This is a genomic window from Pseudomonas sp. CJQ_9 (assembly GCF_043106615.1).
GTDB lineage: Bacteria > Pseudomonadota > Gammaproteobacteria > Pseudomonadales > Pseudomonadaceae > Aquipseudomonas > Aquipseudomonas juntendi.
Genome location: NZ_JBICMS010000069.1, coordinates 135707 through 160708, shown reverse-complemented (window position 1 = coordinate 160708; position 25002 = coordinate 135707). Strand labels below are relative to the sequence as shown.

General features: G+C 62.2%; 39 protein-coding genes. 7 read left to right on the top strand and 32 right to left on the bottom strand.

Annotation, left to right across the window (positions count from 1 at the left end):
• Positions 1-2: 2 nt before the first annotated feature.
• Positions 3-539 (bottom strand): ATP-dependent zinc protease, encoded by a 537-nt coding sequence (locus tag ACF8SD_RS12780; protein WP_029884944.1) that lies wholly within the window; start codon positions 537-539, stop codon positions 3-5.
• A 307-nt stretch (positions 540-846) separates the two neighbouring features.
• On the opposite strand from ACF8SD_RS12780, the gene ACF8SD_RS12775 reads away from it, so the two are divergent.
• From ACF8SD_RS12775 to prpF, 5 genes are all read left to right on the top strand, one after another.
• On the top strand, positions 847-1563 hold the full coding sequence (locus ACF8SD_RS12775; protein ID WP_173890036.1) for a GntR family transcriptional regulator: 717 nt from the start codon (positions 847-849) through the stop codon (positions 1561-1563).
• Positions 1560-2450, top strand: a complete 891-nt coding sequence (gene prpB / locus ACF8SD_RS12770) for a methylisocitrate lyase (protein ID WP_392483743.1) — start codon at positions 1560-1562, stop codon at positions 2448-2450. The genes ACF8SD_RS12775 and prpB overlap by 4 nt, the downstream gene beginning before the upstream one ends.
• Before the next feature lie 115 nt (positions 2451-2565).
• On the top strand, positions 2566-3693 hold the full coding sequence (prpC, locus tag ACF8SD_RS12765) for a 2-methylcitrate synthase (protein WP_173890032.1): 1128 nt from the start codon (positions 2566-2568) through the stop codon (positions 3691-3693).
• Between the two features lie 123 nt (positions 3694-3816).
• Positions 3817-6405: a Fe/S-dependent 2-methylisocitrate dehydratase AcnD gene (gene acnD / locus ACF8SD_RS12760; RefSeq protein WP_173890030.1), complete on the top strand. Its 2589-nt coding sequence runs from the start codon at positions 3817-3819 to the stop codon at positions 6403-6405.
• Between the two features lie 164 nt (positions 6406-6569).
• Positions 6570-7760 carry a 2-methylaconitate cis-trans isomerase PrpF gene (gene prpF / locus ACF8SD_RS12755; RefSeq protein ID WP_173890029.1) on the top strand — a complete coding sequence of 397 codons (1191 nt, stop codon included), beginning with the start codon at positions 6570-6572 and terminating at the stop codon, positions 7758-7760.
• A gap of 247 nt (positions 7761-8007) precedes the next feature.
• Here the strand turns inward: prpF and acnB are convergent, their stop codons facing one another.
• Positions 8008-10617 (bottom strand): bifunctional aconitate hydratase 2/2-methylisocitrate dehydratase, encoded by a 2610-nt coding sequence (gene acnB, locus ACF8SD_RS12750; protein ID WP_029888008.1) that lies wholly within the window; start codon positions 10615-10617, stop codon positions 8008-8010.
• Positions 10618-11023: 406 nt separating this feature from the next.
• Here acnB and ACF8SD_RS12745 point away from each other — a divergent pair, with 406 nt between their 5' ends.
• Together ACF8SD_RS12745 and ACF8SD_RS12740 are read left to right on the top strand one after the other, a co-directional pair.
• Positions 11024-11491 (top strand): DUF1289 domain-containing protein, encoded by a 468-nt coding sequence (locus tag ACF8SD_RS12745; RefSeq protein WP_173890027.1) that lies wholly within the window; start codon positions 11024-11026, stop codon positions 11489-11491.
• A gap of 122 nt (positions 11492-11613) precedes the next feature.
• A complete protein-coding gene (locus ACF8SD_RS12740) occupies positions 11614-12210 on the top strand; it encodes a hypothetical protein (RefSeq protein WP_392483742.1) in 597 nt (198 codons plus the stop codon).
• An 8-nt stretch (positions 12211-12218) separates the two neighbouring features.
• On the opposite strand, the gene queD is transcribed toward ACF8SD_RS12740, so the two are convergent.
• From queD to ACF8SD_RS12590, 30 genes are all read right to left on the bottom strand, one after another.
• A complete protein-coding gene (queD, locus tag ACF8SD_RS12735) occupies positions 12219-12575 on the bottom strand; it encodes a 6-carboxytetrahydropterin synthase QueD (RefSeq protein ID WP_009685940.1) in 357 nt (118 codons plus the stop codon).
• A gap of 63 nt (positions 12576-12638) precedes the next feature.
• On the bottom strand, positions 12639-12851 hold the full coding sequence (locus ACF8SD_RS12730; protein WP_012053046.1) for an AlpA family transcriptional regulator: 213 nt from the start codon (positions 12849-12851) through the stop codon (positions 12639-12641).
• A gap of 9 nt (positions 12852-12860) precedes the next feature.
• Positions 12861-13037: a hypothetical protein gene (locus ACF8SD_RS12725; RefSeq protein ID WP_020190135.1), complete on the bottom strand. Its 177-nt coding sequence runs from the start codon at positions 13035-13037 to the stop codon at positions 12861-12863.
• A gap of 37 nt (positions 13038-13074) precedes the next feature.
• On the bottom strand, positions 13075-13452 hold the full coding sequence (locus tag ACF8SD_RS12720) for a hypothetical protein (RefSeq protein WP_392483741.1): 378 nt from the start codon (positions 13450-13452) through the stop codon (positions 13075-13077).
• Between the two features lie 67 nt (positions 13453-13519).
• On the bottom strand, positions 13520-13774 hold the full coding sequence (locus ACF8SD_RS12715) for a hypothetical protein (RefSeq protein WP_392483740.1): 255 nt from the start codon (positions 13772-13774) through the stop codon (positions 13520-13522).
• A 52-nt stretch (positions 13775-13826) separates the two neighbouring features.
• Positions 13827-14015, bottom strand: coding sequence for a hypothetical protein (locus ACF8SD_RS12710; RefSeq protein ID WP_392483739.1), 189 nt, complete (start codon positions 14013-14015; stop codon positions 13827-13829).
• Complete coding sequence (locus tag ACF8SD_RS12705) at positions 14012-14590, bottom strand: hypothetical protein (RefSeq protein ID WP_392483738.1); 579 nt, start codon at positions 14588-14590, stop codon at positions 14012-14014. Before ACF8SD_RS12705 ends, ACF8SD_RS12710 begins: the two co-directional genes overlap by 4 nt.
• On the bottom strand, positions 14587-14856 hold the full coding sequence (locus ACF8SD_RS12700; RefSeq protein ID WP_392483737.1) for a hypothetical protein: 270 nt from the start codon (positions 14854-14856) through the stop codon (positions 14587-14589). The genes ACF8SD_RS12705 and ACF8SD_RS12700 overlap by 4 nt, the downstream gene beginning before the upstream one ends.
• Complete coding sequence (locus ACF8SD_RS12695; RefSeq protein ID WP_392483736.1) at positions 14853-15443, bottom strand: hypothetical protein; 591 nt, start codon at positions 15441-15443, stop codon at positions 14853-14855. Before ACF8SD_RS12695 ends, ACF8SD_RS12700 begins: the two co-directional genes overlap by 4 nt.
• Before the next feature lie 88 nt (positions 15444-15531).
• On the bottom strand, positions 15532-15756 hold the full coding sequence (locus tag ACF8SD_RS12690; RefSeq protein ID WP_392483735.1) for a hypothetical protein: 225 nt from the start codon (positions 15754-15756) through the stop codon (positions 15532-15534).
• Complete coding sequence (locus ACF8SD_RS12685; RefSeq protein ID WP_392483734.1) at positions 15753-16754, bottom strand: hypothetical protein; 1002 nt, start codon at positions 16752-16754, stop codon at positions 15753-15755. The genes ACF8SD_RS12690 and ACF8SD_RS12685 overlap by 4 nt, the downstream gene beginning before the upstream one ends.
• An 8-nt stretch (positions 16755-16762) precedes the next feature.
• On the bottom strand, positions 16763-18061 hold the full coding sequence (locus tag ACF8SD_RS12680; protein WP_392483733.1) for a DNA cytosine methyltransferase: 1299 nt from the start codon (positions 18059-18061) through the stop codon (positions 16763-16765).
• Positions 18062-18078: 17 nt separating this feature from the next.
• Positions 18079-18843 (bottom strand): hypothetical protein, encoded by a 765-nt coding sequence (locus ACF8SD_RS12675; RefSeq protein ID WP_392483732.1) that lies wholly within the window; start codon positions 18841-18843, stop codon positions 18079-18081.
• Positions 18844-18906: 63 nt separating this feature from the next.
• On the bottom strand, positions 18907-19419 hold the full coding sequence (locus tag ACF8SD_RS12670) for a hypothetical protein (protein ID WP_392483731.1): 513 nt from the start codon (positions 19417-19419) through the stop codon (positions 18907-18909).
• Positions 19394-19759 carry a hypothetical protein gene (locus tag ACF8SD_RS12665; RefSeq protein ID WP_392483730.1) on the bottom strand — a complete coding sequence of 122 codons (366 nt, stop codon included), beginning with the start codon at positions 19757-19759 and terminating at the stop codon, positions 19394-19396. Before ACF8SD_RS12665 ends, ACF8SD_RS12670 begins: the two co-directional genes overlap by 26 nt.
• An 81-nt stretch (positions 19760-19840) precedes the next feature.
• Positions 19841-20029 (bottom strand): hypothetical protein, encoded by a 189-nt coding sequence (locus ACF8SD_RS12660; RefSeq protein ID WP_392483729.1) that lies wholly within the window; start codon positions 20027-20029, stop codon positions 19841-19843.
• A 2-nt stretch (positions 20030-20031) separates the two neighbouring features.
• Entirely contained in the window at positions 20032-20523 is a 492-nt protein-coding gene (locus ACF8SD_RS12655) for a single-stranded DNA-binding protein (protein WP_392483728.1), read from the bottom strand.
• Entirely contained in the window at positions 20520-21305 is a 786-nt protein-coding gene (locus tag ACF8SD_RS12650) for an ATP-binding protein (protein ID WP_392483727.1), read from the bottom strand. Before ACF8SD_RS12650 ends, ACF8SD_RS12655 begins: the two co-directional genes overlap by 4 nt.
• Positions 21306-21390: 85 nt before the next feature.
• Positions 21391-21537 carry a hypothetical protein gene (locus tag ACF8SD_RS12645; protein ID WP_156747519.1) on the bottom strand — a complete coding sequence of 49 codons (147 nt, stop codon included), beginning with the start codon at positions 21535-21537 and terminating at the stop codon, positions 21391-21393.
• Positions 21534-21842, bottom strand: a complete 309-nt coding sequence (locus tag ACF8SD_RS12640) for a hypothetical protein (protein ID WP_023661614.1) — start codon at positions 21840-21842, stop codon at positions 21534-21536. Before ACF8SD_RS12640 ends, ACF8SD_RS12645 begins: the two co-directional genes overlap by 4 nt.
• 157 nt (positions 21843-21999) lie before the next feature.
• Positions 22000-22194: a hypothetical protein gene (locus ACF8SD_RS12635; protein WP_392483726.1), complete on the bottom strand. Its 195-nt coding sequence runs from the start codon at positions 22192-22194 to the stop codon at positions 22000-22002.
• Positions 22191-22421, bottom strand: a complete 231-nt coding sequence (locus ACF8SD_RS12630) for a hypothetical protein (protein WP_392483725.1) — start codon at positions 22419-22421, stop codon at positions 22191-22193. Before ACF8SD_RS12630 ends, ACF8SD_RS12635 begins: the two co-directional genes overlap by 4 nt.
• Entirely contained in the window at positions 22418-22672 is a 255-nt protein-coding gene (locus ACF8SD_RS12625; protein WP_392483724.1) for a hypothetical protein, read from the bottom strand. Before ACF8SD_RS12625 ends, ACF8SD_RS12630 begins: the two co-directional genes overlap by 4 nt.
• A 19-nt stretch (positions 22673-22691) precedes the next feature.
• The gene (locus tag ACF8SD_RS12620) at positions 22692-22904 is read right to left on the bottom strand and encodes a DUF551 domain-containing protein (RefSeq protein WP_392483723.1); all 213 of its coding nucleotides are present in this window, start codon (positions 22902-22904) and stop codon (positions 22692-22694) included.
• Positions 22901-23152 carry a hypothetical protein gene (locus ACF8SD_RS12615; RefSeq protein WP_392483722.1) on the bottom strand — a complete coding sequence of 84 codons (252 nt, stop codon included), beginning with the start codon at positions 23150-23152 and terminating at the stop codon, positions 22901-22903. Before ACF8SD_RS12615 ends, ACF8SD_RS12620 begins: the two co-directional genes overlap by 4 nt.
• Positions 23149-23490, bottom strand: coding sequence for a hypothetical protein (locus ACF8SD_RS12610; protein WP_392483721.1), 342 nt, complete (start codon positions 23488-23490; stop codon positions 23149-23151). Before ACF8SD_RS12610 ends, ACF8SD_RS12615 begins: the two co-directional genes overlap by 4 nt.
• A 313-nt stretch (positions 23491-23803) precedes the next feature.
• Entirely contained in the window at positions 23804-24004 is a 201-nt protein-coding gene (locus ACF8SD_RS12605) for a hypothetical protein (protein WP_392483720.1), read from the bottom strand.
• A complete protein-coding gene (locus tag ACF8SD_RS12600; RefSeq protein ID WP_392483719.1) occupies positions 23982-24176 on the bottom strand; it encodes a hypothetical protein in 195 nt (64 codons plus the stop codon). The genes ACF8SD_RS12605 and ACF8SD_RS12600 overlap by 23 nt, the downstream gene beginning before the upstream one ends.
• Before the next feature lie 66 nt (positions 24177-24242).
• Complete coding sequence (locus ACF8SD_RS12595) at positions 24243-24416, bottom strand: hypothetical protein (RefSeq protein WP_392483718.1); 174 nt, start codon at positions 24414-24416, stop codon at positions 24243-24245.
• Positions 24413-24691, bottom strand: coding sequence for a hypothetical protein (locus ACF8SD_RS12590; RefSeq protein WP_392483717.1), 279 nt, complete (start codon positions 24689-24691; stop codon positions 24413-24415). The genes ACF8SD_RS12595 and ACF8SD_RS12590 overlap by 4 nt, the downstream gene beginning before the upstream one ends.
• Positions 24692-25002: the final 311 nt, after the last annotated feature.

Below are 25002 nucleotides of genomic sequence, written 5' to 3'. Positions count from 1 at the left end.
GATTACTCTGCTTTGGGAGCGTCGGTGGCACAGGCAGGTTTGCCGGCCGCGTATTTAAGGCTTGGGTCGACCAGCGCGTCGAAGTGCTTGAGCGCCTCGGAGCCGATCAGCAGCGGGAACTGGAAGGCGCTGCGGTCGGTGAGGTTGACTTCGATGGTGCGCAAGGCCTGGCCCATGCAGATTTCGAGTTCGATGACCGGGCGGGCGGTGTAGGCCTTGCCCGATTCAGCATCATAGTCGCCTGCTCGGCGCTTGATTTTGCTGACGCGGGCAAGAGGCCGTTCGATCGGGTGCGAGTGGGCGGCATCGATGGCCAGGTAGAAGCGCACCCAGCTTTCGCCATTGCGCTTGAAGCGCTTGATGTCGCGGGCGCTGAGCGAGGCAGTTTTGGCGCCGGTATCGAGTTTGGCCGCCACTTCCAGGTCCAGGTCGCCCAGGCGTGCGTATTCATTGAGACCGTACACGGTCTTGCCGGCCGCCTGGCCAATGGCCGGCAGCAGGGTGAGGCAGAGCAGCAATAAAACGGGTGTGAGTCTCATAATCCTGGCGCGATGCAGTGCAAGGTTCTAGGCAAGGTTCAGGTCAAGGTGACTGGCAACTACTGCGCAAGCTTCCTCGTTCATCTGTCAACAAGCATGAATGCATGACAGACAGGCTATCCATACCCCATCGGAGGCGCGGCATTCTATCACGACGACGTATTGACGCCAGCGGTGCGCGATCTGACAGCGCTTGGCTGGCGTAAGTTCGTTCTTAGACGATTGTCGACAATATTGATTTTGTCTTTGACTTGATTGGCTTCAATGATTAACTTCTGGCGAAGAGATTCATCAAGGTGTCGACAATATGCAAGACCTTTCCACCCCTGGCCCGATGCTGGCAGACGATTCGGAAACCTTGTCTGAAAACGTCTTCCGGCGTATCCAGGCGGCCATCGTCAAAGGGGAAATTGCCCCTGGCAGCAAGATCTCCGAGCCAGAGCTGGCACGCACCTATGGCATCAGCCGCGGGCCGCTGCGCGAGGCCATCCACCGCCTGGAAGGCCAGCGCCTGCTGGTGCGGGTGCCTCATGTAGGCGCACGGGTGGTGTCGCTCAACCATGCCGAACTGATAGAGCTCTACGAGATTCGTGAGTCCCTGGAAGGCATGGCCTGCCGCCTGGCCGCTGAACGCATGAGCCAGGCCGATATCGACGAGCTGCGCCGGGTGCTCGATACCCATGAGCGGGATGCCGCGTTCCAGGCTGGCCTGGGTTACTACCAGCAGGAGGGCGACTACGACTTCCATTACCGCATCATCCAGGGCAGCGGTAACCAGACGTTGGTCAAGATGCTGTGCGGCGAGCTGTACCAGCTGGTGCGGATGTACCGTATCCAGTTCTCGGCCACGCCCAACCGGCCGCGCCAGGCCTTTGCCGAACACCACCGCATTCTCGATGCCATCGCCGAACGTGACGGCGAACTGGCCGAACTTCTGATGCGCCGTCACATCGGTGCGTCCAAGCGCAATATCGAGCGTCACTATCTGGACGCCCACAACAATAACCCACGAGGTGAGAAATGACTGTGAACAGCACACCCGGTCAGCGTTTTCGCGATGCTGTCGCCGCTGAACGCCCCCTGCAGGTGGTTGGCGCCATCAATGCCAACCATGCCTTGCTGGCCAAGCGCGCCGGTTTCAAGGCCATCTATCTGTCCGGTGGCGGCGTTGCCGCAGGCTCCCTGGGCCTGCCGGACCTGGGTATCACTGGCCTGGACGATGTGCTCACCGACGTGCGCCGTATCACCGATGTGTGCGACCTGCCGCTGCTGGTGGATGTCGATACAGGCTTCGGTGCCTCGGCCTTCAACGTGGCGCGCACCGTGCGCTCGATGAGCAAGTTCGGTGCGGCGGCGATCCATATCGAGGACCAGGTTGGCGCCAAGCGTTGCGGCCACCGGCCGAACAAGGAAATCGTCAGCCAGCAGGAAATGGTCGACCGCATCAAGGCGGCCGTCGATGCCCGTAGCGACGACAGCTTCGTGATCATGGCACGTACCGACGCCCTGGCCGTCGAAGGCTTGAACGCTGCCCTGGACCGCGCCGCAGCGTGCATCGAGGCGGGTGCCGACATGATCTTCCCGGAAGCGATCACAGAGCTGCAGATGTACAAGGCCTTCGCTGACCGGGTGAAGGCACCCATCCTGGCCAACATCACCGAGTTTGGCGCCACCCCGCTGTTCACCACCGAAGAGCTGGCGGCGGTCGATGTTTCGCTGGTGCTGTACCCGCTGTCGGCGTTCCGCGCCATGAACAAGGCCGCCGAAAATGTCTACACCGCGCTGCGCCGCGACGGCACCCAGAAGAACGTGATCGATACCATGCAGACGCGCATGGAGCTTTACGATGCCATTGGCTACCACGCCTTCGAGCAGAGCCTCGATGCGTTGTTTGCCCAGAAGAAGGGCTGAGCCAGTGACAACACCAGCCCCGCATGGCAGCGGGGTTGCCCGCGAAAAGGCGGGTACAGGCAAACCCGATTAGCCAGCCAGATTTCCATAACAAGTTCAAGAAAGGAGAAACACCATGGCCGAAGCAAAAGTACTCAGTGGCGCAGGCCTGCGCGGCCAGGTCGCCGGCCAGACTGCACTGTCCACCGTGGGCCAGGCCGGTGCCGGTCTGACCTACCGCGGTTACGATGTGCGTGACCTGGCCGCTGGTGCCGAATTCGAAGAAGTCGCCTACCTGCTGCTGTACGGCGAGCTGCCCTCCCAGGCTGAACTGGCCGACTACAAACACAAGCTCAAGGGCATGCGTGACCTGCCACCGGCACTCAAGGAAGTGCTCGAGCGCATTCCCCGCGACGCCCACCCCATGGACGTGATGCGCACCGGTTGTTCGGTGCTCGGTACCCTCGAGCCCGAGCTCACCTTCGAAGCCCAGCGCGACAAGACCGACCGGCTGTTGGCCCTGTTCCCGGCGGTGATGTGCTACTGGTACCGCTTCACCCACCATGGCGTGCGCATCGACTGCAGCAGCGACGAAGACACCCTGGGCGGCCACTTCCTGCACCTGCTGCACGGCAAGAAGCCCAGCGAGCTGCACGTCAAGGTCATGAACGTGTCGCTGATCCTCTACGCCGAGCACGAGTTCAACGCCTCGACCTTCACGGCCCGGGTGTGCGCTTCGACCCTGTCCGACCTGTATTCCTGCGTTACCGCAGCCATCGGCACGTTGCGCGGCCCGCTGCACGGGGGCGCCAACGAGGCTGCCATGGAGCTGATAGAGCGCTTCCAGAGCCCGCAGGAAGCCACTGCCGAGCTGCTGCGCATGCTCGAGCGCAAAGACAAGATCATGGGCTTCGGGCATGCCATCTACAAAGAGTCCGACCCGCGCAACGAGGTGATCAAGGGTTGGTCGAAACAATTGGCCGATGAGGTGGGCGACAAAGTGCTGTACCCGGTTTCCGAGGCCATCGACAAGACCATGTGGGAGCAGAAACGCCTGTTCCCCAATGCCGATTTCTACCATGCTTCGGCTTACCACTTCATGGGTATTCCGACCAAGCTGTTCACCCCGATTTTCGTCTGTTCGCGCCTGACTGGCTGGGCGGCGCACGTGTTCGAGCAGCGCGCCAACAACCGCATCATCCGCCCGAGCGCCGAGTATGTCGGCGTCGAGCAGCGTCAGTTCGTGCCGATCGAGCAGCGCTGAGGCATAGATCGCCAGGGCTGCTGTGCAGCCCAATCGCGACACAAGGCCGCTCCCACAGGGACTGCGCAGCACCCCATTGGCCAGATCTGTATACCGAATACCGTGACCGAGCCTGATAACGATATGAATACTGCATACCGCAAGCCCCTGCCAGGCACCGACCTGGACTACTTCGATGCGCGCGCGGCGGTCGAGGCGATCAAGCCCGGCGCCTACGACGGCCTGCCGTACACCTCGCGCGTTCTCGCCGAAAACCTGGTGCGTCGCTGCGACCCGGCCACCCTCGACGCCTCGCTGAGCCAACTGATCGAGCGCAAGCGCGACCTCGATTTCCCGTGGTTCCCGGCGCGCGTGGTGTGCCATGACATCCTCGGCCAGACCGCGCTGGTCGACCTCGCCGGCCTGCGTGACGCCATCGCCGACAAGGGCGGCGACCCGGCCCAGGTCAACCCGGTGGTGCCGGTACAACTGATCGTCGACCACTCGCTGGCTGTCGAGTGCGGCGGCTATGACCCGCAAGCGTTCGACAAGAACCGCGCCATCGAAGACCGACGTAACGAGGACCGCTTCCATTTCATCAATTGGACCAAGAAAGCGTTCAAGAATGTCGACGTGATCCAGCCGGGTAACGGCATCATGCACCAGATCAACCTGGAGAAGATGTCGCCGGTGGTGCACACCGACCATGGCATCGCCTACCCGGATACCTGCGTGGGCACTGACAGCCACACCCCGCACGTCGATGCCCTGGGCGTGATCGCCATTGGCGTGGGTGGCCTGGAAGCGGAAAACGTGATGCTTGGCCGAGCATCGTGGATGCGCCTGCCGGAAATCGTCGGCGTCGAGTTGACCGGCAAGCTGGCGCCGAACCTCACCGCCACCGACCTGGTGCTGGCCCTGACCGAGTTCCTGCGCAAGCAGAAAGTGGTCGGCGCCTACCTGGAGTTCCACGGTGAAGGTGCGCGCGCCCTGACCCTGGGGGACCGCGCGACCATCTCCAACATGGCCCCGGAGTACGGCGCCACGGCGGCCATGTTCGCCATTGACCAGCAGACCATCGATTACCTGCGCCTGACCGGCCGTGAAGAACAGCAGGTCAAACGGGTGGAAACCTACGCCAAGGTCGCCGGCCTCTGGGCCGACAGCCTGGCCGGCGCAGTATACGAGCGTACCCTGAGCTTCGACTTGTCGAGCGTGGTACGCAACATGGCCGGCCCGTCCAACCCGCATGCCCGCGTGGCCACCAGCGAGCTGGCGGCCAAAGGCATTGCCGGCAGCTGGCAGCAAGTGCCAGGGCAGATGCCTGATGGTGCGGTGATCATTGCCGCCATCACCAGCTGTACCAATACCAGCAACCCGCGCAACGTGATCGCCGCAGGCCTGATTGCACGCAACGCCAACAGGCTGGGCCTTACCCGCAAGCCGTGGGTCAAGTCATCGCTGGCCCCGGGCTCCAAGGCGGTGCAGCTGTACCTGGAAGAGGCTGGCCTGGAGAAGGAACTGGAGCAACTGGGCTTTGGCATCGTCGCCTTCGCCTGTACGACCTGCAACGGCATGTCTGGTGCCCTGGACCCGGTGATCCAGCAGGAAATCATCGACCGTGACCTGTACGCCACCGCCGTGCTGTCGGGCAACCGCAACTTCGACGGGCGTATCCACCCGTATGCCAAGCAAGCCTTCCTGGCCTCGCCACCCTTGGTGGTCGCCTATGCGATTGCGGGCACCATTCGCTTTGACATCGAGAAGGACGTGCTGGGCGTGGTCGATGGCCAGGAAATCCGCCTCAAGGACATCTGGCCCAGTGATGAAGAGATCGACGCCGTGGTGCGTGCGGCGGTCAAGCCGGAGCAGTTCCGCAAGGTGTACATCCCTATGTTCGCCATCGAGGAAGACCGCGGGCCGAAAGTGGCACCGTTGTATGAGTGGCGACCCATGAGCACCTATATTCGCCGGCCGCCGTACTGGGAAGGCGCCCTGGCCGGTGAGCGTACCCTGCGTGGCATGCGGCCGCTGGCGGTGCTGCCGGACAACATCACCACCGACCACCTGTCGCCATCCAACGCGATCATGCTCGACAGTGCTGCGGGCGAGTACCTGGCGAAAATGGGCCTGCCAGAAGAAGACTTCAACTCTTACGCCACCCACCGCGGTGACCACCTGACCGCCCAGCGCGCGACCTTTGCCAACCCCAAGCTGTTCAACGAAATGGTGCGCAACGCAGACGGCAGCGTGAGGCAAGGCTCGCTGGCGCGCATTGAACCGGAAGGCCGGGTGACCCGCATGTGGGAGGCGATCGAGACCTACATGCAGCGCAAGCAGCCGCTGATTATCGTGGCCGGTGCCGATTACGGCCAGGGCTCGTCGCGTGACTGGGCGGCCAAGGGCGTGCGCCTGGCCGGTGTCGAGGCCATTGTCGCAGAAGGTTTCGAGCGCATTCACCGCACCAACCTGGTAGGCATGGGCGTGCTGCCGTTGGAGTTCAAACCCGGTACCGACCGCAAGACCTTGGGGCTGGACGGTAGCGAAACCTATGACGTGCTGGGTGCGCGTACGCCGCGCGCTACGCTGACCCTGGTGATTACCCGGGCCAGCGGCGAGCGCATCGATGTGCCGGTGACCTGCCGCCTGGACACGGCCGAGGAAGTTTCGATCTACGAAGCGGGCGGGGTGCTGCAGCGCTTCGCCCAGGACTTCCTCGAAGCTACCGCCTAACCCCAAGAGCAGGGGCCGCGTTGCGGCCCATCGCCGGCGAGCCAGCGCCCACAGGAGTCGCGCAATCTCGATGGCAGCACGGTCCCTGTGGGAGCTGGCTTGCCGGCGATGGGCTGCAAAGCAAGCCCGAGGGCCTCATGCCTATCAGACAGGACAGCAAAGCAATGGCTCATGTACCGCAAACAAGAATACCCGCCACCTACATCCGTGGCGGCACCAGCAAAGGCGTGTTCTTCCGCCTGCAAGACCTGCCCGAGCCGGCGCAGGTCCCAGGCCCTGCCCGCGACGCGCTATTGCTGCGGGTTATCGGCAGCCCCGACCCTTACGGCAAGCAGATCGACGGTATGGGCGGCGCGACCTCCAGCACCAGCAAGACCGTCATCCTGTCGCCCAGCATCAAGCCGGGCCATGATGTCGATTACCTGTTCGGCCAGGTCAGCATCGACAAGGCCTTTGTCGACTGGAGCGGCAACTGCGGCAACCTCTCTGCTGCGGTCGGGTCGTTCGCCATCAGTAGCGGCCTGGTCGACAGCGCGCGCATTCCACGCAACGGCGTGGCCACCGTGCGGATCTGGCAGGCGAACATCGGCAAGACCATCATTGCCCACGTGCCGGTCACTGAAGGTGAAGTGCAGGAAACCGGTGACTTCGAGCTGGATGGGGTAACGTTCCCGGCAGCGGAAGTGCAGTTGGAGTTCCTTGACCCGGCTGCGGACGAGGACGGTGCCGGCGGTGCCATGTTCCCGACCGGCAAGCTGGTTGACGACCTTGAGGTGCCGGGTGTCGGCACCTTCAAGGCCACCTTGATCAATGCCGGCATCCCGACCATTTTCGTCAATGCTGCCGATATCGGCTACACCGGTACGGAGTTGCAGGACGCCATCAACGGTGACCCGCAAGCGCTGCTGCGCTTCGAGGCCATCCGTGCCCATGGTGCCGTGCGTATGGGCCTGATCGACCATGTCGACCAGGCTGCCGGGCGTCAGCACACACCGAAAGTGGCCTTCGTCGCACCACCCAGCACCTACACGGCGTCCAGTGGCAAGGCGGTACTGGCAGGCGAGATCGACCTGTTGGTACGTGCCTTGTCGATGGGCAAGCTGCACCATGCCATGATGGGCACTGCGGCGGTGGCGATCGGTACGGCGGCGGCCATTCCCGGTACGCTGGTCAACCTGGCCGCGGGCGGGGGCGAGCGCAGCGCCGTTCGTTTCGGCCATCCTTCGGGCACGCTGCGGGTGGGCGCCGAAGCCCGCCAGGTAAACGGCGAGTGGACAGTGACCAAGGCAATCATGAGCCGCAGTGCTCGCGTGCTGATGGAGGGCTGGGTTCGCGTGCCTGGCGACAGCTTCTAAGCCACCCCTGGCGCTCGGCCTCAAGCGGGGCCGCTGCGCGGCCCTATCGCCGGCAAGCCAGCTCCCACAGGAAGCGCACCAGGGCTGACAGGTGCTCGCCACAAGATGTTCAGCGCCTGACAACCCTGATGGACCCCCTGTGGGAGCCGGCTTGCCGGCGATAGGGCCGGTGAGGAACAAAAAAAAGCCCCGGCATTTCTGCCAGGGCTTCTTCTTGTAGCTTGCAGCTTACAACTTGCCGCTCAGCTTACGCCTGTACCACCGGGATCTTGGCGTTGGCAGCCGCTTCGCGGAACTCGGCGATCTGGTCGAAGCTCAGGTAGCGGTAGACGTCGGCAGCCATGCTGTCGATGTCTTTGGCGTACTGCATGTACTCTTCGACGGTCGGCAGTTTGCCAATGATCGAAGCCACGGCAGCCAGCTCGGCCGACGCCAGGTACACGTTGGTGGCGTCGCCCAGGCGGTTCGGGAAGTTACGGGTCGAGGTGGAGACCACGGTCGAACCGGTCTGCACACGTGCCTGGTTACCCATGCACAGCGAGCAGCCTGGCATTTCCATGCGTGCACCGGCCTTGCCGTAGATGCCGTAGTAGCCTTCTTCGGTCAGCTGGTGAGCGTCCATCTTGGTTGGCGGGGCCAGCCACAGACGGGTCGGAATACCGCCCTTGACCTTCTCCAGCAGCTTGCCGGCAGCGCGGAAGTGCCCGATGTTGGTCATGCACGAACCAATGAACACTTCGTCGATTTTCTCGCCTTGAACCGAGGACAGCAGGCGTGCGTCGTCCGGGTCGTTCGGCGCGCAGAGCACAGGCTCTTTGACGTCGGCCAGGTCGATCTCGATGATTTCGGCGTACTCGGCATCGGCGTCGGCCGATAGCAGCTCAGGCTTGGCCAGCCAGGCTTCCATGGCCTGGGCACGGCGCTCGAGGGTACGGGCGTCGCCGTAACCTTCGCCGATCATCCAGCGCAGCAGGGTGATGTTGGACTTCAGGTACTCGGCGATGGCCTTTTCTGGCAGCTTGATGGTGCAGCCGGCAGCAGAGCGCTCGGCCGAAGCATCGGACAGCTCGAAGGCTTGTTCGACAGTCAGTTCGTCCAGGCCTTCAATTTCCAGGATGCGGCCGGAGAAGGCGTTTTTCTTGCCTTTTTTCTCGACGGTCAGCAGGCCTTGCTTGATGGCGTAGTAAGGGATGGCATGGACCAGGTCACGCAGGGTGATACCAGGCTGCAGTTTGCCCTTGAAGCGCACCAGGATCGACTCTGGCATGTCCAGCGGCATGACGCCGGTGGCTGCGGCGAACGCGACCAGGCCGGAACCGGCCGGGAACGAGATGCCGATCGGGAAGCGGGTGTGCGAGTCGCCGCCAGTACCCACGGTGTCGGGCATCAGCATGCGGTTCAGCCAGCTGTGGATGATGCCGTCGCCTGGGCGCAGCGACACGCCGCCACGGGTGCGGATGAAGTCTGGCAGGGTGTGGTGGGTGGTGACGTCGATCGGCTTCGGATAGGCCGCGGTGTGGCAGAACGACTGCATCACCAGGTCAGCGGAGAAGCCCAGGCAAGCCAGGTCTTTCAGCTCGTCACGGGTCATCGGGCCGGTGGTGTCTTGGGAGCCGACGGTGGTCATCTTCGGTTCGCAGTAGGCACCTGGGCGCACGCCCTGGCCTTCAGGCAAGCCACACGCACGGCCGACCATTTTCTGCGCCAAGGTGAAGCCCTTGCCGCTGTCGGCTGGCTGCTCCGGTTTCTTGAACAGCTCCGATGGGCCTTGGCCCAGCTCGGCACGGGCTTTTTCGGTCAGGCCACGGCCGACGATCAGCGGGATACGGCCGCCAGCGCGCACTTCATCCAGCAGCACTTCGGTTTTCAGGGCGAAGGTGGTGACCAGCTCGTCGCTGCCATGGCGGCGCACTTCACCTTTGAACGGGTAGACGTCGATCACGTCGCCCATGGCCAGGTTGGTGCAGTCGAACTCGATCGGCAGGGCGCCGGCGTCTTCCATGGTGTTGTAGAAGATCGGGGCGATCTTGGTGCCGAAGCAGAAACCACCGGCGCGCTTGTTCGGCACGTACGGGATGTCGTCGCCGAAGAACCACAGCACCGAGTTGGTGGCGGATTTACGCGAGGAACCGGTACCGACCACGTCACCGACATAGGCAACCGGGTAGCCTTGGGCCTTGACCGCTTCGATCTGGGCCAGCGGGCCTACCGAACCCGGCTGCTGCGGCTCGATGCCGTCACGGGCCATTTTCAGCATGGCCAGGGCGTGCAGCGGGATGTCAGGGCGCGACCAGGCATCTGGGGCAGGGGACAGGTCGTCGGTGTTGGTCTCGCCAGGCACCTTGAACACGCTCAGGGTGTACTTGTCGGCGATGGCCGGGCGCGAGGTGAACCACTCGCCGGCAGCCCAGGACTCCAGCACGGCTTTGGCATTGGCGTTGCCAGCCTTGGCTTTTTCGGCCACATCGTGGAAGGCATCGAACATCAGCAAGGTGTGCTTGAGCTGTTCGGCCGCGACGGCGCCCAGTTCGGCGTCATCCAGCAGCGCGACCAGCGTTTCGATGTTGTAGCCGCCCTGCATGGTGCCCAGCAGTTCGGTGGCGTGCTTGCGGTCGATCAGTGGCGATTGGGTTTCGCCCTTGGCGACGGCAGAGAGGAACGCAGCCTTGACGTAGGCAGCTTCGTCGACCCCTGGCGGTACACGGTGGGTGATCAGTTCTACGAGGAAGGCTTCTTCGCCGGCCGGCGGGTTTTTCAGCAGCTCGACCAGGCCTGCGGTTTGTTCGGCGTTCAGCGGCTGGGGCACGATGCCCAGGGCGGCGCGCTCTTCGATGTGTTTGCGGTAGGCTTCAAGCACAGTTATTTCCCTCATCAGTGGTCCCTAAAGGGGGTCCGGGACGCTCATCCAGCATTCGATGCACCCATGCGCCGCCACGGCTTTTTGAGCCGCCCGGCCAGGGTCGCAAAGAATCCTTACGGAAGCTGCTTTCAAAGTTTTACGCCTGCAGAACGGGGTGCTGATGAGGGCTGGCGCGGGCATGCGAGGGATGCATGGCCCGGGCCAACGCCGTTCTACCGGATCAACTGTGCTCGTGACGCTTTGAAAACAGCTTCCTACGGACATTGTTGCCTGTGAAAAGGCCGGATGATTCTACGGTAAAAAAAGCCCGAAGGTAAGGCGCAGAACATGACTTTAACGAGTGACCCTGGTTAGACAAAGGGCTAACATGGGGGCGTGTTCCACCGCCAAGCTGTTGTTTTTCATGTCCAACAAGTCCATCAAGACCCCTTGCGTCGGCCTGTGCTCCACGGTGTATGGGGACACTGTTTGCCGCGGCTGCAAGCGCTTCCACCACGAAGTGATCCACTGGAACGGCTACGATGACGCGCAAAAGCGCGCCGTGTGGCTGCGCCTCGAGCAGTTGCTGGTGCAGGTCATGATGGCCAAGCTCGAGGTGTTCGACAAAAGCCTGTTGCGCCAGCAACTGGAGCAGCGCTCCATCCGCTTCGTCGACCAGCAGTCGGAATATTGCTGGGCGTACCAGTTGATCGCCCGCGGTGCGCGGATGATCCGTGATCTGGAAGCCTACGGCATGGTACTGCTGCCGGAATTCCGCGATTGGGAACTGCCGCAATTGCGCGATGCCATCGACCGCGAATTCTTCCTTTTGTCCGAAGCGCACTACCAGCGTTACATCGCCCCTGCGTTTCTCGACAGCTCGCTGGGCTAGGCGAGCGCCCTCGCCGGGGTTCGAGGCTATTCGTACACGGCCTGGGAGCGGGTTCCGGCTGCAAGTGGGCGACAACACTCACTACTGTCCTCCTTTTCCGCCAGTGAAGAGGGCTCGACGGCATGTCCCACTACCAATTCCAACCTCAGAAAAGCTTCATTGCCAGGCTGTACTGGCAGCCACGCTTGAGCACGCAAGGGCAGATTGAAGGCGTGCCCATTGGTGACACCGGTAATGGCGATTCGCCGTTTACCAGTGGTGGCTGGCTCCACGCCGGCGAAGACCATTACACCGACACGGTGGCACCGGCGTATGTGATCTCACGTCGCAAATTCCGCACGCTGTTCTGGTTCGGCTGCTACGAGACCGATGGTGAGTACGACTTCGAGATCCGCGCCGTGGGTGACGAAGACAACCATCCGCACTGGCGGCGGCGCGGTCACCGCCTGGATGTCAGCCGCAACGGCTATCTGGCCCTGTACTCGGCCACGGAGGCCGTTGGCCATGACGCCTTGGCCGCCGGCACCATGCTCTGGCGCCTCGATGGCCTGGTGCCAGAGCAGCTTGCCGAAGGCGATTCGGTCAGCGACGTGAGCCTGGTCAGCCTGCATGGCAAGACGGTCAGGCGGCTGGTCGAGGACGGCTTTCCCTACCTCAGCGAGGTGCAAGGTGAAGCAGGCTACCTGCATCTCCAGGTGCTAAGCATAGGGGCCGCCTGACCCTCGTTTCAGTCGCCGTAGTATTCGCACCCGCTGGTGCAGGTCTCGTGGATGCGGACTTTGGACAACTCAGGCAGCAGCGGCTTGACCTGATCCCAGATCCACTTGGCGATGACCTCGCTGGTGGGGTTTTCCAGGCCGGGAATGTCGTTAAGGTAATTGTGGTCCAGCTGCTCGTAGATCGGCTTGAAAATGGCCTTCACCTCGGCGAAGTCACGGATCCAGCCGGTGTGCGGGTCCAGCGGGCCGGTCAGGTGCAGGCCGACCTTGAACGAGTGGCCGTGCAGGCGGCCGCATTTGTGCCCGGCAGGCACGTGGGGCAGGCGGTGGGCCGATTCGAATGTAAATTCCTTGAAGATTTCCACTGGTGGACCTGTAAAGCTGATGGGGTATGGGCTTGAGCGGAATCTGACGTTTCAGTGTACTGCTCAATGTACTGATTGGTCGTCGCTGGGGTTAAGTGAGGCCATCCACTGGTTGATGTCTGACTGGCGCCAGGCGACCGATTTTGGTCCTATCTTAACCTGTTTTGGGAATGTTCCTTCCTTAATTCGTGTGTACACGGTGTTGCGTCCCATGCCAGTGATGCGGAGCACATCGGGCAGGCGAAGCAGGCGATCAATTCCATCTAACTGTGCCATATAGCCTCCTCAGGCCGTGAAGTGGTGCCCGACCTTCGCCGCCCGGGCGGCTTCCTCGGTGCGGAACATGAGCTGGGTTTTGCTGGTGCTGCCCCAGCTGTCGTATTCAACGTCGACCCACCAGTGGCCGAACTTGCGGTAGGGCTCGCCGAGGATCTTCGTGACGTAGCAGTCGATCAGGTTCATGGATGGCTCCGCGCCGCCGGTGGCGTCAGGTTGGTGGTCAGTCCGTGGCCGCAGTGATGGTCCGCTCGAAGCGCGAAGCCAGTTCGGCGTTGACCTCGGCCTTTGCCAGGCTGTCGGCGGTGCCCTTGGCGCGGTGCAGGGCTTCGTACTTGCGCAGCTGGGCAGCGGCCTCGGCCAGGTCAGCCAAAAGCAGGGGCGCCGCGGCGATCAGCTTGGCGTTGGCCCGGCGCAGATCCCGGCTGAGTTCGGCAGGTCCGATCTCGGTGAAGGTCACGCAGTCGCCGCAATCAGCGATCATCCAGCCGTCAGAGGGAAGCGCCTTCACGCCATCGCCACTGTCGGCGCCGAGGCCGGTGAATACCTCGGTTTCGTTCAGGACTTCCCATGGGCCGGGCGTGTACTTGTGATTCGTCATGGCAATAGCTCTCCACGCCCGCGCATGTCGGCGGGCTTGAGTTGTAGGGGGAGGGGTTAGGCTTGATTCAGCCGTAGTCGAAGTCGTATTCAGCGAAGCAGGGCGCGCACAGCGGGCGCTGTCCGCGCTGCGCCCATGCCGAGGTCTTGAGTAGCCAGCGGCCCTTATCGACGAAGCGGCCGCAATCCCGGCAGTGGGTGTGATGCTCTTCAGCCTTGAGCGAGGCGTACTGGGCGATGCGCTGGCGCTCTTCCTCAGCGAGCAGCTCCCGGAAGTGCTCCTGCTCTTCCTTCTCCGTCATGTGCGGGTAGATCTTGCTCATGCCATTCATCGCGGCCACCTGTAGATCAGATAGGCCATGTAGGCGAGGGCGATCATAAGAGGTGCGCTCCTGCTTCGAGCAGGCCGTCGCGGTCTTTGCGAAGATTGTCCCGCTCTGTGGCCAAGCGCTGTATCTCGCGGTGCAGGTATTGGGCGATGGATTCGCCGCAGCGCAGGTCGCCGGGAATGGCGCGGCCTTTGAGGGCGGCTTGCAGTTCGTGAAGCGTGAATTGCTCGATCATGGCGCCACCTGCTTGCTGTATCCGGCATCGATCATCGCCTCGATCACCTGCTGGGAAATGGACTCTGCGGGGATATCGCCTCGGAAAGACTCAAGTGTTCTTGCTATGGCCGTGTGAGCGTTGCGTAGCTTGTGCAGGCGCTCATCAGCAGCGATTTGCTCTGGCGTTCTGATTGGGCGGAATCGTTCGACTGCCTTGTGTGGCAGTCGCTCTTCAACAAGAGGGCGGCCGTTCTGATACGAGGGGCGGGTAAATACGATGCCCAGGTCAGTAACCGCGGTAATGGTCACCTCGACCCAGCCGAGAACGTTGGCCTTAAACTCGCACTTTGTACCAACTGCAGGTAGGCCTTCGCCATCCCAGCGCGCCGGCCGTGGCGTGATGTACTGGACCTGACTCCGAGTAAAATTGTGCCGGTGATCGCCGGTACCGCCGCCGTACGGATAGGGGCGATCCTCGGCGCCGACCACGGCGTACTGGTCCATGTTGATCCACACCTCGGTGATACCGTGATGGGCAACCAGGCCGTGGCCGTCTGCCCACTCAGGCGCCTTGCTCCAGTCGATCTTGCTCACAGCTGATACCTCTCATCAATCCAGCGCCCAGGCGCCAGTGCGGGTGTAGGTTCGGGTTGTGTTTCGTGCGGGGAGAGCTGGCGCTGGTTGCCGGCCTGCAGCTGGCTGTCGGGGATGCAGCTCAGGCCGCCCGAGTAGGACCAGCACGTCACTGCACGTTGGTCGTCGTGAAACACCTGGAACACGTAGGGCATGCCTCGTGTTTCGCGTGGGTCTGCGCTGGCGCCGGTGGCCAGCAGCAGGAGGCAGAGGGCGAGGCGGATCATGCCTGGGCCTCCAAGCGTTCATGCGCGACCATATCCAGGAATGCCTGAGGCAGCTCAACCGCCTCATAGCCCGGCGACCAGGACAATGGCGGGCACTTGCGAATCATCTCGTTGAGTAATTCGAATGCCGCGAGCAGCTGGTCGTCGTTGATCTCTCCGTCTTCCGGCAGGTCGTCGCAAAAGTGGTCGGCGGGATCGATCTCGCTGGGGTAGTTCGGGGTGCAGAAGACCAGCTTCAGGTCGCGCGGGTCGAGCTCATGATCGAGCAGGTAGTCCCGCAGGTCTTCCTCGTCGAAGAAGTACCGGTCGCCGTCGTATTCAGTGATGGCTTCGCCGGCCCACACGCGCTTCGGCATGGCTGCGAACTTGGCTGCCCGGCTCTCTGCGTGACAGGCCTCGCACCACCCGTTTGTGGCATGGATGGGGTGCTCTGGATTCTTCGCGCAGTGGCGGTGGGTCGACCCGCAGTAGCGGGCCATGTGCTCATCCTTGCCCCAGAACCGGCCGGAAGGGTCGACCCAGCCGGTCACGGTCTGAAGGCTGGCGGCTTCGGGGGATTCGTACATCACGACTTTTTCTTCGCGCACGGGGATTCCTTGGCCGCCATATCGCGGCAGTGAATAGAGGGGGAGAGGGGTTACAGCGGGGTGGAGTACATTTGTGCTCCGAAGCGATCTAGCCGTGTGCGCGCATGAATGCCGCCATATCGCCCATCTGCTCGACGATGAAGCGATCTTCATCAGACACGGCAGCGATGATCCTTTCTCGGCGCTTCTTGCAGAGTTGGCAATCGACCGTGGACCAGTCGCCTGACAGCTCGGAGGATTCCCCTAACCAGGTTCCGCAAGGCGCCTGCTCAAGGTCATCCAAGTCGGTGAATGGAGCGAAGTGCGTCTTCACGACTTCGACTCCGGATCTGCACTGACAGAGAGGGTCGCGTCGATGCGACCAATCAGGGCGATCGTGGCGCCGCGAAAACCGATTTCAGCCTTGATGGCGAGGAACTCTGCGTAGGACTCTCGCAGCAGCGCATCCCGCTCGGCCAGCCTGTCGTTCAACTGTTCAATCGCCGAGAGATTCTTGATCCCGTGGCTACGAGATTGGAACTCATCGACGCTGCGCTGAAGGATGTCGCGCTCTTCACGCACATCGCGAAGCTCTTTGGCGATCCGCTCCACTTCGGCTGTGTCAGCTCCAATTCGATAGTTAAGCTCTTGGGCAAATGCGGCACACCAATTTGTGGTGCCTCGAAGATGCTTGGCAGGCTCGAACGTTGCGAATTGGTACGCGCCCAGGACCTGATCAGCCGTGATTACTGTAGCCACCGGCTCGGCCAGCTGGGCGCGCAGGGCTTCTACCATCCTAGCTTCGTCTTGTGATCGCTCGAACCAATTCGAAACCTCAGCGCGCAGCCGCTCAACCTCGCCAGCAAGCCGACCGACGTAATCATCAAGGTCTATATCAACGCCGCATTTCCAGCAGCAACCGTCGCAGTCTGCCCTTTCTTTCAGCGTGAATTCTGCCTTGCAGCTCCAGCACTTAAACGCCACCGGCTCGCCCTGGTGCTGCTCGGCTGGCGCTGCGCAGGACATCGGCCCCAGGCCAACAATCGGCAGCCCAGTCGCCGCCGCATCCCTCTCTGCCTCTTCTTTGGTCCACCAGATGGCAGTACCAACCATCCAGGCTATTGGCTCGGGGTGGGGCTGCGGGATTGGCCTAGAAAGGACCTCGGCACATTTTATCAGCAGATCGCGGGCCAGGCCGCAAACGCCATGCGGAGTTAGAGAGCCTCGAGCATCCAAGGCTAGAAGGGCGTTGATGCTGCGGATCATTCCCTCTGTGGTTGTCGAAGGCGTGGTGACCATCTCTGTGTTGCTGGATCGGTTTTCTGTGGGCATGGGATACCTCAAGCGAGTCGTTCAAGTTGTTGTTGGATGCGCCGGCCGATCCAGCGGACGACGGGGACGGCCTTGCTGTTGCCGATGGCTTTGTAGCGGGGGCCGTCCGGGCAATCGTTGACGGGCTTGCCGCGATAGGAGATCAGCGTGTAGTCGTCAGGAAATCCCTGGAGGCGCTCGCACTCGCGTGGAGTTAAGCGTCTAACTCCTGATTCGATACTGACGTGGGGGGCTTGGTCGCTGGATCCTCGGCCATGGTCGGACTTGAGAGTAGGAAACACCTCAAGGCTAGGCTGGCTTCCAGCGCCCCTTGAAAGGTTTCCAGGTTGGAAGGCTATGCAAGGCAGTCCTTGACCAGCCTTGCCGCCACCAGTTGATAGCGTGCCCACTACTCGCCCGTCTCCACCTTCAAGGCGGATCTCGCTACGGCTATTCTCGGCGAACGCGAGCACTGCGTTTTCCTGGCCGTTGTTCCTTCCGAGCGTGTGCGCTTGCCCGCATCGAACGTCAGGATCTTGTGTGCCATGCACTGATAGCGGCCACGCTGGCGGGGCAACTACGTGGCCACCTGTTGCTCCATCTGTTCCAGGGAAGCCACCCGCTTCAGTGCGTGCATCAAGGGTGCAGGCAACGTCTTGCCCCTGGCCTCGGCACGACGGAGTATCCCGGCGCACGCCTTCGCGCTCAAAAAGTACTTCGAGGGGATCGAACCCTGCTCGAGCACTTGCGACAACGAACACACGGCGGCGGCGTTGGGCCAGGCCGAAATATTGGGCGTCCAGCACCCTCCACGCGACTGTGCGCCTGGGTCCAAACACACAACCAGCGTTCGGCCACCTACTCCCTGAAGGCTGCAGCTCGCAGTCTTCCCCTGCAAGCGCCCCAAGAAAGCATCCGAAGGCGTTGCCTTTGTCGGAGAGGACGCCGGGGACGTTTTCCCAGAGGCAGACGGCCTCGGGTTCGCCGCGCATGGTTCGAACATGGTCAATTGCATCAAGCAGCTCCACATATTTGATGGTGAGGGCGCCGCGTGGGTCGTTGAGGCCTTCGCGCATGCCGGCCACGCTGAATGCCTGGCAGGGGGTACCGCCAACCAGCACCTCGGGCGCTGGGATCTTGCCGGATAGCACTGCGGCCGCCAGGCGGGTCATGTCGCCGTGGTTCGGCGTGTCCGGGTAGTGGTGGGCCAGCACCGCGCTGGGGAATGGTTCGATCTCGGCGTACCAGGCGGCACGCCAGCCCAGCGGGTGCCAGGCTACGGTCGCAGCTTCAATGCCGCTGCAGACGCTTCCGTAGGTGATGGTCATAGTTGCTCCGGTCATGGTCATGCGCGGGCGATGATGTCGGCCTCAGCCAGCTCGCAGAAAAAGGAGCAGGCGGGCAGCTTCTCGTTGCGGCGCACTGGGCCATCGCCAAGGTCGCGAAGTGAGAAGCGCACGTTGGTGGCGCGATTGCGGAAGAGGTAGGAGCCTTCACCCAGGTCATCCTGGATGGCGCATAGCGCCTCGAACTGTTCTGGGAAGTCCTGGCGGATCGCTCGGAAGTAGCCTTCGCCGCCCTTCACGCAGCCGATGCAGTTGGCGTTGTCGTAGCCCATCCGGTACATCAGGGGCAGCTCGATACCGGCACGTAGCAGGATGGCCTTGCAGTCGTCCTTGCCCAGGCCTCGGTCGATCAGTGGGGCGATAACTGGGCGGTCAGGATTTCGCTCCCTGAAGTCTTCCAGGCGGTCGGCTTCCTCGGCGGTGTAGCCGAACACCATCACATCGCCTGGCTGCTTCCATGTGTCCAGCAAACGCCGCTTCAGGATCTTGGTGCACGGCGCGCCGGTTCGGCCTTTCATGTACCGCTCGCGGCGGAACACTTCATGGGCGTCGGCGCCGTACTTCTCGTCCCGCAGGACGGTGATCGGCTGGCCGAACCAGGCCTCGCAGTCCTGGGCGAAACGGCGGTTGTCAGCCTCCTCGTTGGCGAGAAACGCGTTGATGATCTGCACGTCGTGCGTGCTGCCGTACTCGGCTAGGGCCAGCTTGGTGGCCACCGCCGAAGCGGCGCCGCAACTGAACTGGCAGACGATTCGATTGGACATGGTGGATCCTCGCCGGGGAGGCGTTATCGTTGAATAGGGGAAGGCGCTGGCGGGCAGCGCGGGTCAGGCAGGCGTGATAATCTCGTCGCCTGGGTCTTGCTGGAGCATGAGCATGCTCTTTCGGTCGAAGGCCAGGGCCAGGCGTGGCGATATGCTGATCTGGTGCCGCGGCGGGGTGAGAAACTTCGCCGCGTGCAGTCTGCCAAGGGCGTGGATGCCGTGAATCAGTGCCTCGATCATCTGGCTGTAGGTGGAATCTGCCCAGCCGCATATGGCGCGCAAGTGCTGGCCGGTTCGCTTCCTGGCTGACAGCCGCAGCGGCTCGGTCCGCACCACAGACCGGTGGCCTTCTATTTCGTGGCGCGCGATCCTGAATAGCGCGTGATGCCCGAGCGCCTCGATGTGATGAATCATCAGCGTCATTGCCTCGCCCTGTTCCTCGATCCCGGCCCACTCCATCAGTTCCAGCAAGGCCTGTTTAGTCCCTGGTCGAACCTTCAAGCGCAGGTCTTCTTCCTGCAGGCGCTCGGCCTTGGCCCGGCGCTTCTCGTCACGCTGCTGCTGCGTCAGAGCCATCATCGCCTCCATTGCGCACAAAGCGGGTGCCCGGGGCGTATTCCAGCAGGTCGCACACCCGGTTGATGATCTTGAGCGCTGCGTCGAATACCTTGGCGTCGTCCGGCTCGCGTGCCAGGCGCTTCATGTTCGGCTGGTGCTCCAAGCAGACCTTGTCGACCAGGCGCCGGGCCAGCCTGCGCAGGTGGTCTGCGCTGTCGTGCACGCGCAGGCTCAGCGCGAAGGCCAGGGCCACATCATCAGGCCGGTACCGGCCGCCGCTGCGGGTGTTGTACAGCTTCTTGACCGGCCGATTCATCCAGGCCGGCAGGGTTACCACTCCAGAGGGTGCTTTCTGCATGTCTGTGCTCCGATAGGCCGCTGGGCGGCAGGTGGAACTGTTCTTGCCGCCGGCGCTGGCGGACCAGGTTGTTGATCCGTCTCATGCCGCGCGCGCCGCGTCGAGCTGCTCGGTGACCTCGACCAGTTGCTGGGTCAGGTTCTCGATGGTGGCAGCGCCGCGCACACGTTCGGCGCGGCTCCACTGGCAGCTGCGGTTGAACAGCAGCTGCAGGTTCTGCTCCAGTTCCTTCCGGCGCTGGAGCATGTCGAGGATGGTTGCGAGTGGCATGGCTATGCACCTGCCAGAAGGTGGAGCGGGGCAAACGGGATATCGTCGTCGAAGTTATCCGGAGGCGCTGCCTGCTGGCTCTGCTGGGGCGCCTGACGCTGCTGCCGTTGCTGTTGAGGCTGCCGCTGTTGCTGCCCGCCGCCCTGGTTATCCGGCCGACCGCCCAACAGCTGCATGGTGCCGTTGATGTCTACGTGCACTTCGGTGCTGTACCGCTTGATTCCGTCCTTTTCCCATTCGCGGGTCTTGAGCTTGCCTTCGATGTAGCACTGCGAACCTTTGCGCAGGTACTCGCCAGCAATCTCTGCAACCTTGCCGAACAGCACTACCCGGTGCCATTCGGTTTTCTCGACCTTCTGGCCGGTCTGCTTGTCTGTCCACGCCTCGCTGGTCGCCAGACTGAGGTTGGTGACCGCGTTGCCGTTGGGCAGATAGCGGACCTCGGGGTCCTGGCCGCAGGTGCCGACCAGGATTACTTTGTTGATGCCCCTCATGCTGCTTTCTCCGCGAGTTCGGCTTTGCGTTTGTCTTTGGCGGCATTCAGCTGCGCCAGGTGGTCGGGTGAATGCTCAAGGATCCGGTACGCTGCCGAATACACGCTCTGCAGCTCCTGCATCGTCTCGGTAACCGGCATCTTCGAAAGCGCATCCTGCAGCGCCGTGGCCTGCAGGTCTGCCTGCGACTTGCCGTCGTTCAGCCAGGCCAGCAAACGACGCCCGGTTTCCTCGCTGATCACCTCAGGCTGGTCGAACAGCTTTGTCCGGTCCTTGCTGGCGATCGCGGCGTGGCCGTCGTGGGTGATATCAAGCACCACGGTGAACTCGTAATCGGTGCCGTCGCGCTGCTCAGACTTCATGCCGAGCTTGATCACCTTCTTGCCTTCGCCCTGGACCGTCTCGGTCTTGCTCCGCATGGTGCAGATGATGTGCAGCGGGCTGGTAAGGATCTTGTCGGTCAGCTTGCGATGTCGCGGCGTGGTTTCGTTCCAGGCCGCCCAGGTGTTGCCCTTGAACTTCTGGTGAGCAAGCTTCTCGTTCGACTCGAGGCACCCGCCGGAGCCGGTCCACTCGTGCGAGTAGCTGTCGATGATCAGTACGCTGTAGCCGGCCTGTTCGGCGGCGGTGATGGCCTCGGCGTACCGCTCAGGCGAGTAGGGCGCATGTAGCTCCAGCACATCGAAGTCGGCGATGTCGGCGTACAGCGACGCGCTGCCGTGCTCGGTGTCGATCACCGCGATCCGGCCGCCCAGGCCCTTGGCCATGAGCAGCGCTGACATGGTCTTTCCAGACCCGGATGGCCCAGCAAGTGCCAGCCGTAGCTTGGCCTGCTTGCGTTCGGCTTTCTTGAACATGGGGATTCCCTCAGTTCGGTTGGTTGTCCCACTGCCGCTCAATGCGAGCGGCCTCGTCTTCGTACTCTTTGCGCTCGTCGCCCTGGTACCGCTCAGGCGAGAACGATCCGACCGTCATCCAGTCGAGCTGGGCGGCCAGGCGGGGTGTTGTGTTCACAGGCCCTCCCGTGCGCCGTCAGGCTTGCGTGGCCAGAAGTCGTAGGCAAACGCCGACAGCGCCATGTGCATTTTGTTGGCGCGTTCCATGCCGGGCCGGCGCAGAACCTCCTTGAGGTAGCACCACTGCAGCTCGCCGTAACCGTAGGAGCTGGGGTTGTTGACATGATCGGCCTCGATCACCTTGGCCAGTTCATCGAAGAACTTGGCCTGCTGGGTGTCCTCCATGGCCCAGAAGGCCTTGGCCAGGATTGCCGGCGTCAGGCCGACGGCCTGCTGCTCGAGCTCTACGCGAATCTCGGACATGCGAATCTCCCGCGCCATGCGTGCGGCCGGCGCTGAAATGGTGGTTACTGGGTGATGCAGCCGGCCCAGGCGCTTGCAAGCATCCAGGCGGTGCACAGGAAGAGGGTGATGAAGCTGCCTCGCCAGGTAGCGAAGCGGCGGGCGCGTTGGTAGCTGGTCATGGCCGCACGCGTATGGCGATGCGGCGACCTTTCATGGTGACGCCAAGGCTGCGCGTCAGACTCTGCACCGTCGTGTCACGGGGCAGGCCTACGGCCTCGTTGAATGGAAGGCCGAAGCTGATCACTGCTAGGGTGCGTTCGATCTGCTCCAACTGCTCGTCGATGAGGGACTTCACTGGCGCGGTACTCATGCCACCCTCCCGTTCGTAGTCAACCACTGCTGGTAGGCGCGATCTACGATGCCGTTCAGGCGTTCGACATACCCGCGCTGCTTGGGAAGATCGATCGCGCCGGTAAGCCCGGCCAGGTCGATAGCCATCGTCAGCTCGCCGCGAAGCCCTTCACTGAACGAGGCGTCGATAGCCTCGAACCGAGAGTTAATGATGGCGACCACCTCGTCACGTGTCCCTCTGTTCATGCTGTCCTCCGGGCGGCGCCTGAGCCGCACATGGCTTCCATCTTGTCGAGTGCAGCGCTGATCGCCCGGCGGCTTTCAACCCGCTGGCGCTCGTCGCGCTCGCTGATCATTGCGTTCCAGGCCTGGTTGTTCGCCCGGGCCTGCTTTGAGGTGAGGTGATCCGCCCAGCTGGTATCGCCGAAAAGGCGCATCTGGCGGTCGACCTCGCGCGCCTGGGCGCTGTCTGCGTAAAGCTCATGCTCGTGAGCCATGGTCGCCTCCAGTGGTGGGTTACTCGGTAGGTGGTGGTGGAAGTGGCTGCCAGTGGGTGGCCGTATTCGTCCAAAACTCGAAGTGCCCCTGACGATCTCGGCTGCGGCCCTTGTGCCAAACATCTGTTTCCGAGATGAGCTGTCCTGCGTGATTGAGCGCAGCAACGATCACTGCGACACCGTCGTACTGATCACCTGGCAGAGCATCGCTGCACTTGATCCAGCCGCTCATGGCTCTTCACCGCGGCGCTGGCGCTCGGTTGCCATTTCCATATCCAAATCGTGCCGTTCCTCGCCGATCAGCTCGGCTACGGCCTTTTCGATTTGGTCCATGGCCTGCTGCTCATCAGCTGCGCGGCGAATCATCACGCGCAGCAGCTGAATGGCTGCATCAAGTCGCGTCGGGTAGACCTGCGCCGAGAATCCGCCGGCCGCAGGTTCTTGAATCATGATCTGGCCGGAAACGCTCAGGCCGCTCATGGCTTCACCCGGGCGGCGAGCATGGCGTCGGCCATCTGGTAGGCGCATTCGGCTACGCCACGGTTGATGCTTTCCCACTCACCAGCGTCGAAGTAACCTCCGTCGAATGCGGCCCAGGCAGTAGGCAGTGACTTTGCCGCGAAGTAGTCGCGAATGGTCAGACCAAAGCAGGTGCCGTGTCCGCCGTAGTCGCTGGCCTGAACAGGGAAAGCAGGCTGCTCACCGGCTTCGGCAGGCTGGCAGTCGTAGCAGATACCGCCGACCTGCTCAGATTCTTCGATGCAGCTTGCGCAGCGCAGGCAACGGCCCACGCCAGATGGTTCTGGTGGCTGGAACATGATTGATCCTCATGACCGCATGAGGCAGACGCCAGCGCAGGTGACCAAACCCGAGCCGTGAAGCTCGCTAGCGCCTGCCTGATGCGGTCGTATGTAAAGGGAAGGGGATGCGGGGTGTATCGGTGATGCGATCTGACCGGTGCTGATCTCCGGCTTTGCTGGCTTGGAAGCGGAGCCATCCAGCTGCTCAATTCACTGCATTTCTGCATGTGGCCGCTTGTACCTAGTAAACAGCGCATCAGCCTGCGCATTCAGATCACATCCCAGTGCACCCTGCGATGGGGAGCAGGGCATCGGGCCGTCTTTCCGGCTGTCAGGGAATTTTTCGGATTTCGTCGCTCAGCCATGCATCAAGAGCATCGCGGAGCGCCTGGATCTTGCTCTGCTCTTCGAAAACTACGTTTGCACCACCATCAGGGGTGTTGATTTCGATGTAGACGTGGTCGCTTTCTGTGTCGACCCACATGGTATCGCCGGTGATGCGATCACCCTCAAGGCGCAGTGGCTTGGCCATTTTGGGCACCTCCTTTTGCAGTCTCGTAAGCCTGCACCCAGCCATCACTCCAAGATCGCTCCATGCTGAAACGACCGATGTAAGGACATGCAGAAAATGCAGTGCCCATATGGAACGCTTTCTTGCCCTCTTCGAATATGGCTTCGAGTTCAGGGCTGTTTAGGATTTCCATCGTCTTGCCCTCCAGGGCGGTTGATTTCCCGTCTGGCCCTGTCGCCAAGGCCAGCCAGTGAAATCGTCAAAATCGCTTCTTGGCGTTTTCTTCGACTTCTCGCCTGCGCTGATTCAGCTCAACGATGCGATTCGCTTCATCCTCATCCTGTAGCTGGTCAAAGGCGGCGATCACCATTCGCGCGTAGTCGCGCCCGTCGCCTTGGAGCTTTGCGTTACCAATTTTTGGTCTTGTCTTCATGCTGCAGCCTCGAATGTCGCAGACGATGCCGAAACGCCGAAGCGCGCCCAGTTGGCAGGCGAGTAGTACTCGACCACCTTCGCAATTTTCACGATGAACTCGGCGCCGAAGCGGTACTGCTTACCGTGGTAGCTGCGAGGCTTGGTGAGTTGTTTGTCGAGGCAGGTAGCGCCGACAGTGCGGCCGTCACTCAAGCGAATGCCGTGTTTCAGCGCCCGGCCGCAATGCTCACAGCTGCACTCGCTTTCGTAGCCAACGATCTGAATCTGTCCCATTTCGTTGATCTCCAGTGGATTCCCAAAGCACCCGGTCGCCCAGGTGCTTCAGTGAATACGTGGTCTCTCAGGCCCCGGTCGCTCACCCGGTATCGCGCTTCCTGCATCTGTCGAGGCATGCGCGCCGCTTGGATGCCGCTCTATTGCGGCACACCTGATCGCACCAGAGCCCTGAGGGGATGGTGGCCTGCTATGCCTGCAGGCTCGGCGGTCTTGGTTGTTAAAGAGCGGTGAGGCTTGAGGGCCTCCCGAGGGGCTGTGTAGCGCCTCGATGGATTGAACGATAAGCCAATGCCTAATTATTGTAAATA

Coding starts and splice junctions, on each gene's coding strand:
- ACF8SD_RS12740 (WP_392483742.1), top strand. CDS start 11,614: ATGTCCCACTACCAATTCCAACCTCAGAAAAGCTTCATTGCCAGGCTG.
- ACF8SD_RS12625 (WP_392483724.1), bottom strand. CDS start 22,672: ATGGCTCACGAGCATGAGCTTTACGCAGACAGCGCCCAGGCGCGCGAG.
- ACF8SD_RS12670 (WP_392483731.1), bottom strand. CDS start 19,419: ATGGCTCTGACGCAGCAGCAGCGTGACGAGAAGCGCCGGGCCAAGGCC.
- ACF8SD_RS12650 (WP_392483727.1), bottom strand. CDS start 21,305: ATGTCAGCGCTGCTCATGGCCAAGGGCCTGGGCGGCCGGATCGCGGTG.
- ACF8SD_RS12590 (WP_392483717.1), bottom strand. CDS start 24,691: ATGGGACAGATTCAGATCGTTGGCTACGAAAGCGAGTGCAGCTGTGAG.
- ACF8SD_RS12600 (WP_392483719.1), bottom strand. CDS start 24,176: ATGGAAATCCTAAACAGCCCTGAACTCGAAGCCATATTCGAAGAGGGC.
- ACF8SD_RS12745 (WP_173890027.1), top strand. CDS start 11,024: ATGTCCAACAAGTCCATCAAGACCCCTTGCGTCGGCCTGTGCTCCACG.
- ACF8SD_RS12595 (WP_392483718.1), bottom strand. CDS start 24,416: ATGAAGACAAGACCAAAAATTGGTAACGCAAAGCTCCAAGGCGACGGG.
- ACF8SD_RS12655 (WP_392483728.1), bottom strand. CDS start 20,523: ATGAGGGGCATCAACAAAGTAATCCTGGTCGGCACCTGCGGCCAGGAC.
- prpF (WP_173890029.1), top strand. CDS start 6,570: ATGGCTCATGTACCGCAAACAAGAATACCCGCCACCTACATCCGTGGC.
- ACF8SD_RS12710 (WP_392483739.1), bottom strand. CDS start 14,015: ATGATCGAGCAATTCACGCTTCACGAACTGCAAGCCGCCCTCAAAGGC.
- ACF8SD_RS12730 (WP_012053046.1), bottom strand. CDS start 12,851: ATGGCACAGTTAGATGGAATTGATCGCCTGCTTCGCCTGCCCGATGTG.
- ACF8SD_RS12615 (WP_392483722.1), bottom strand. CDS start 23,152: ATGAGCGGCCTGAGCGTTTCCGGCCAGATCATGATTCAAGAACCTGCG.
- ACF8SD_RS12660 (WP_392483729.1), bottom strand. CDS start 20,029: ATGCCACTCGCAACCATCCTCGACATGCTCCAGCGCCGGAAGGAACTG.
- ACF8SD_RS12715 (WP_392483740.1), bottom strand. CDS start 13,774: ATGAGCAAGATCTACCCGCACATGACGGAGAAGGAAGAGCAGGAGCAC.
- ACF8SD_RS12725 (WP_020190135.1), bottom strand. CDS start 13,037: ATGAACCTGATCGACTGCTACGTCACGAAGATCCTCGGCGAGCCCTAC.
- ACF8SD_RS12605 (WP_392483720.1), bottom strand. CDS start 24,004: ATGGCCAAGCCACTGCGCCTTGAGGGTGATCGCATCACCGGCGATACC.
- ACF8SD_RS12775 (WP_173890036.1), top strand. CDS start 847: ATGCAAGACCTTTCCACCCCTGGCCCGATGCTGGCAGACGATTCGGAA.
- ACF8SD_RS12675 (WP_392483732.1), bottom strand. CDS start 18,843: ATGTCCAATCGAATCGTCTGCCAGTTCAGTTGCGGCGCCGCTTCGGCG.
- prpC (WP_173890032.1), top strand. CDS start 2,566: ATGGCCGAAGCAAAAGTACTCAGTGGCGCAGGCCTGCGCGGCCAGGTC.
- ACF8SD_RS12665 (WP_392483730.1), bottom strand. CDS start 19,759: ATGCAGAAAGCACCCTCTGGAGTGGTAACCCTGCCGGCCTGGATGAAT.
- ACF8SD_RS12630 (WP_392483725.1), bottom strand. CDS start 22,421: ATGAACAGAGGGACACGTGACGAGGTGGTCGCCATCATTAACTCTCGG.
- acnD (WP_173890030.1), top strand. CDS start 3,817: ATGAATACTGCATACCGCAAGCCCCTGCCAGGCACCGACCTGGACTAC.
- ACF8SD_RS12635 (WP_392483726.1), bottom strand. CDS start 22,194: ATGAGTACCGCGCCAGTGAAGTCCCTCATCGACGAGCAGTTGGAGCAG.
- ACF8SD_RS12610 (WP_392483721.1), bottom strand. CDS start 23,490: ATGTTCCAGCCACCAGAACCATCTGGCGTGGGCCGTTGCCTGCGCTGC.
- ACF8SD_RS12620 (WP_392483723.1), bottom strand. CDS start 22,904: ATGAGCGGCTGGATCAAGTGCAGCGATGCTCTGCCAGGTGATCAGTAC.
- ACF8SD_RS12680 (WP_392483733.1), bottom strand. CDS start 18,061: ATGACCATCACCTACGGAAGCGTCTGCAGCGGCATTGAAGCTGCGACC.
- ACF8SD_RS12700 (WP_392483737.1), bottom strand. CDS start 14,856: ATGATCCGCCTCGCCCTCTGCCTCCTGCTGCTGGCCACCGGCGCCAGC.
- ACF8SD_RS12685 (WP_392483734.1), bottom strand. CDS start 16,754: ATGCCCACAGAAAACCGATCCAGCAACACAGAGATGGTCACCACGCCT.
- ACF8SD_RS12720 (WP_392483741.1), bottom strand. CDS start 13,452: ATGACGAATCACAAGTACACGCCCGGCCCATGGGAAGTCCTGAACGAA.
- ACF8SD_RS12640 (WP_023661614.1), bottom strand. CDS start 21,842: ATGTCCGAGATTCGCGTAGAGCTCGAGCAGCAGGCCGTCGGCCTGACG.
- ACF8SD_RS12780 (WP_029884944.1), bottom strand. CDS start 539: ATGAGACTCACACCCGTTTTATTGCTGCTCTGCCTCACCCTGCTGCCG.
- prpB (WP_392483743.1), top strand. CDS start 1,560: ATGACTGTGAACAGCACACCCGGTCAGCGTTTTCGCGATGCTGTCGCC.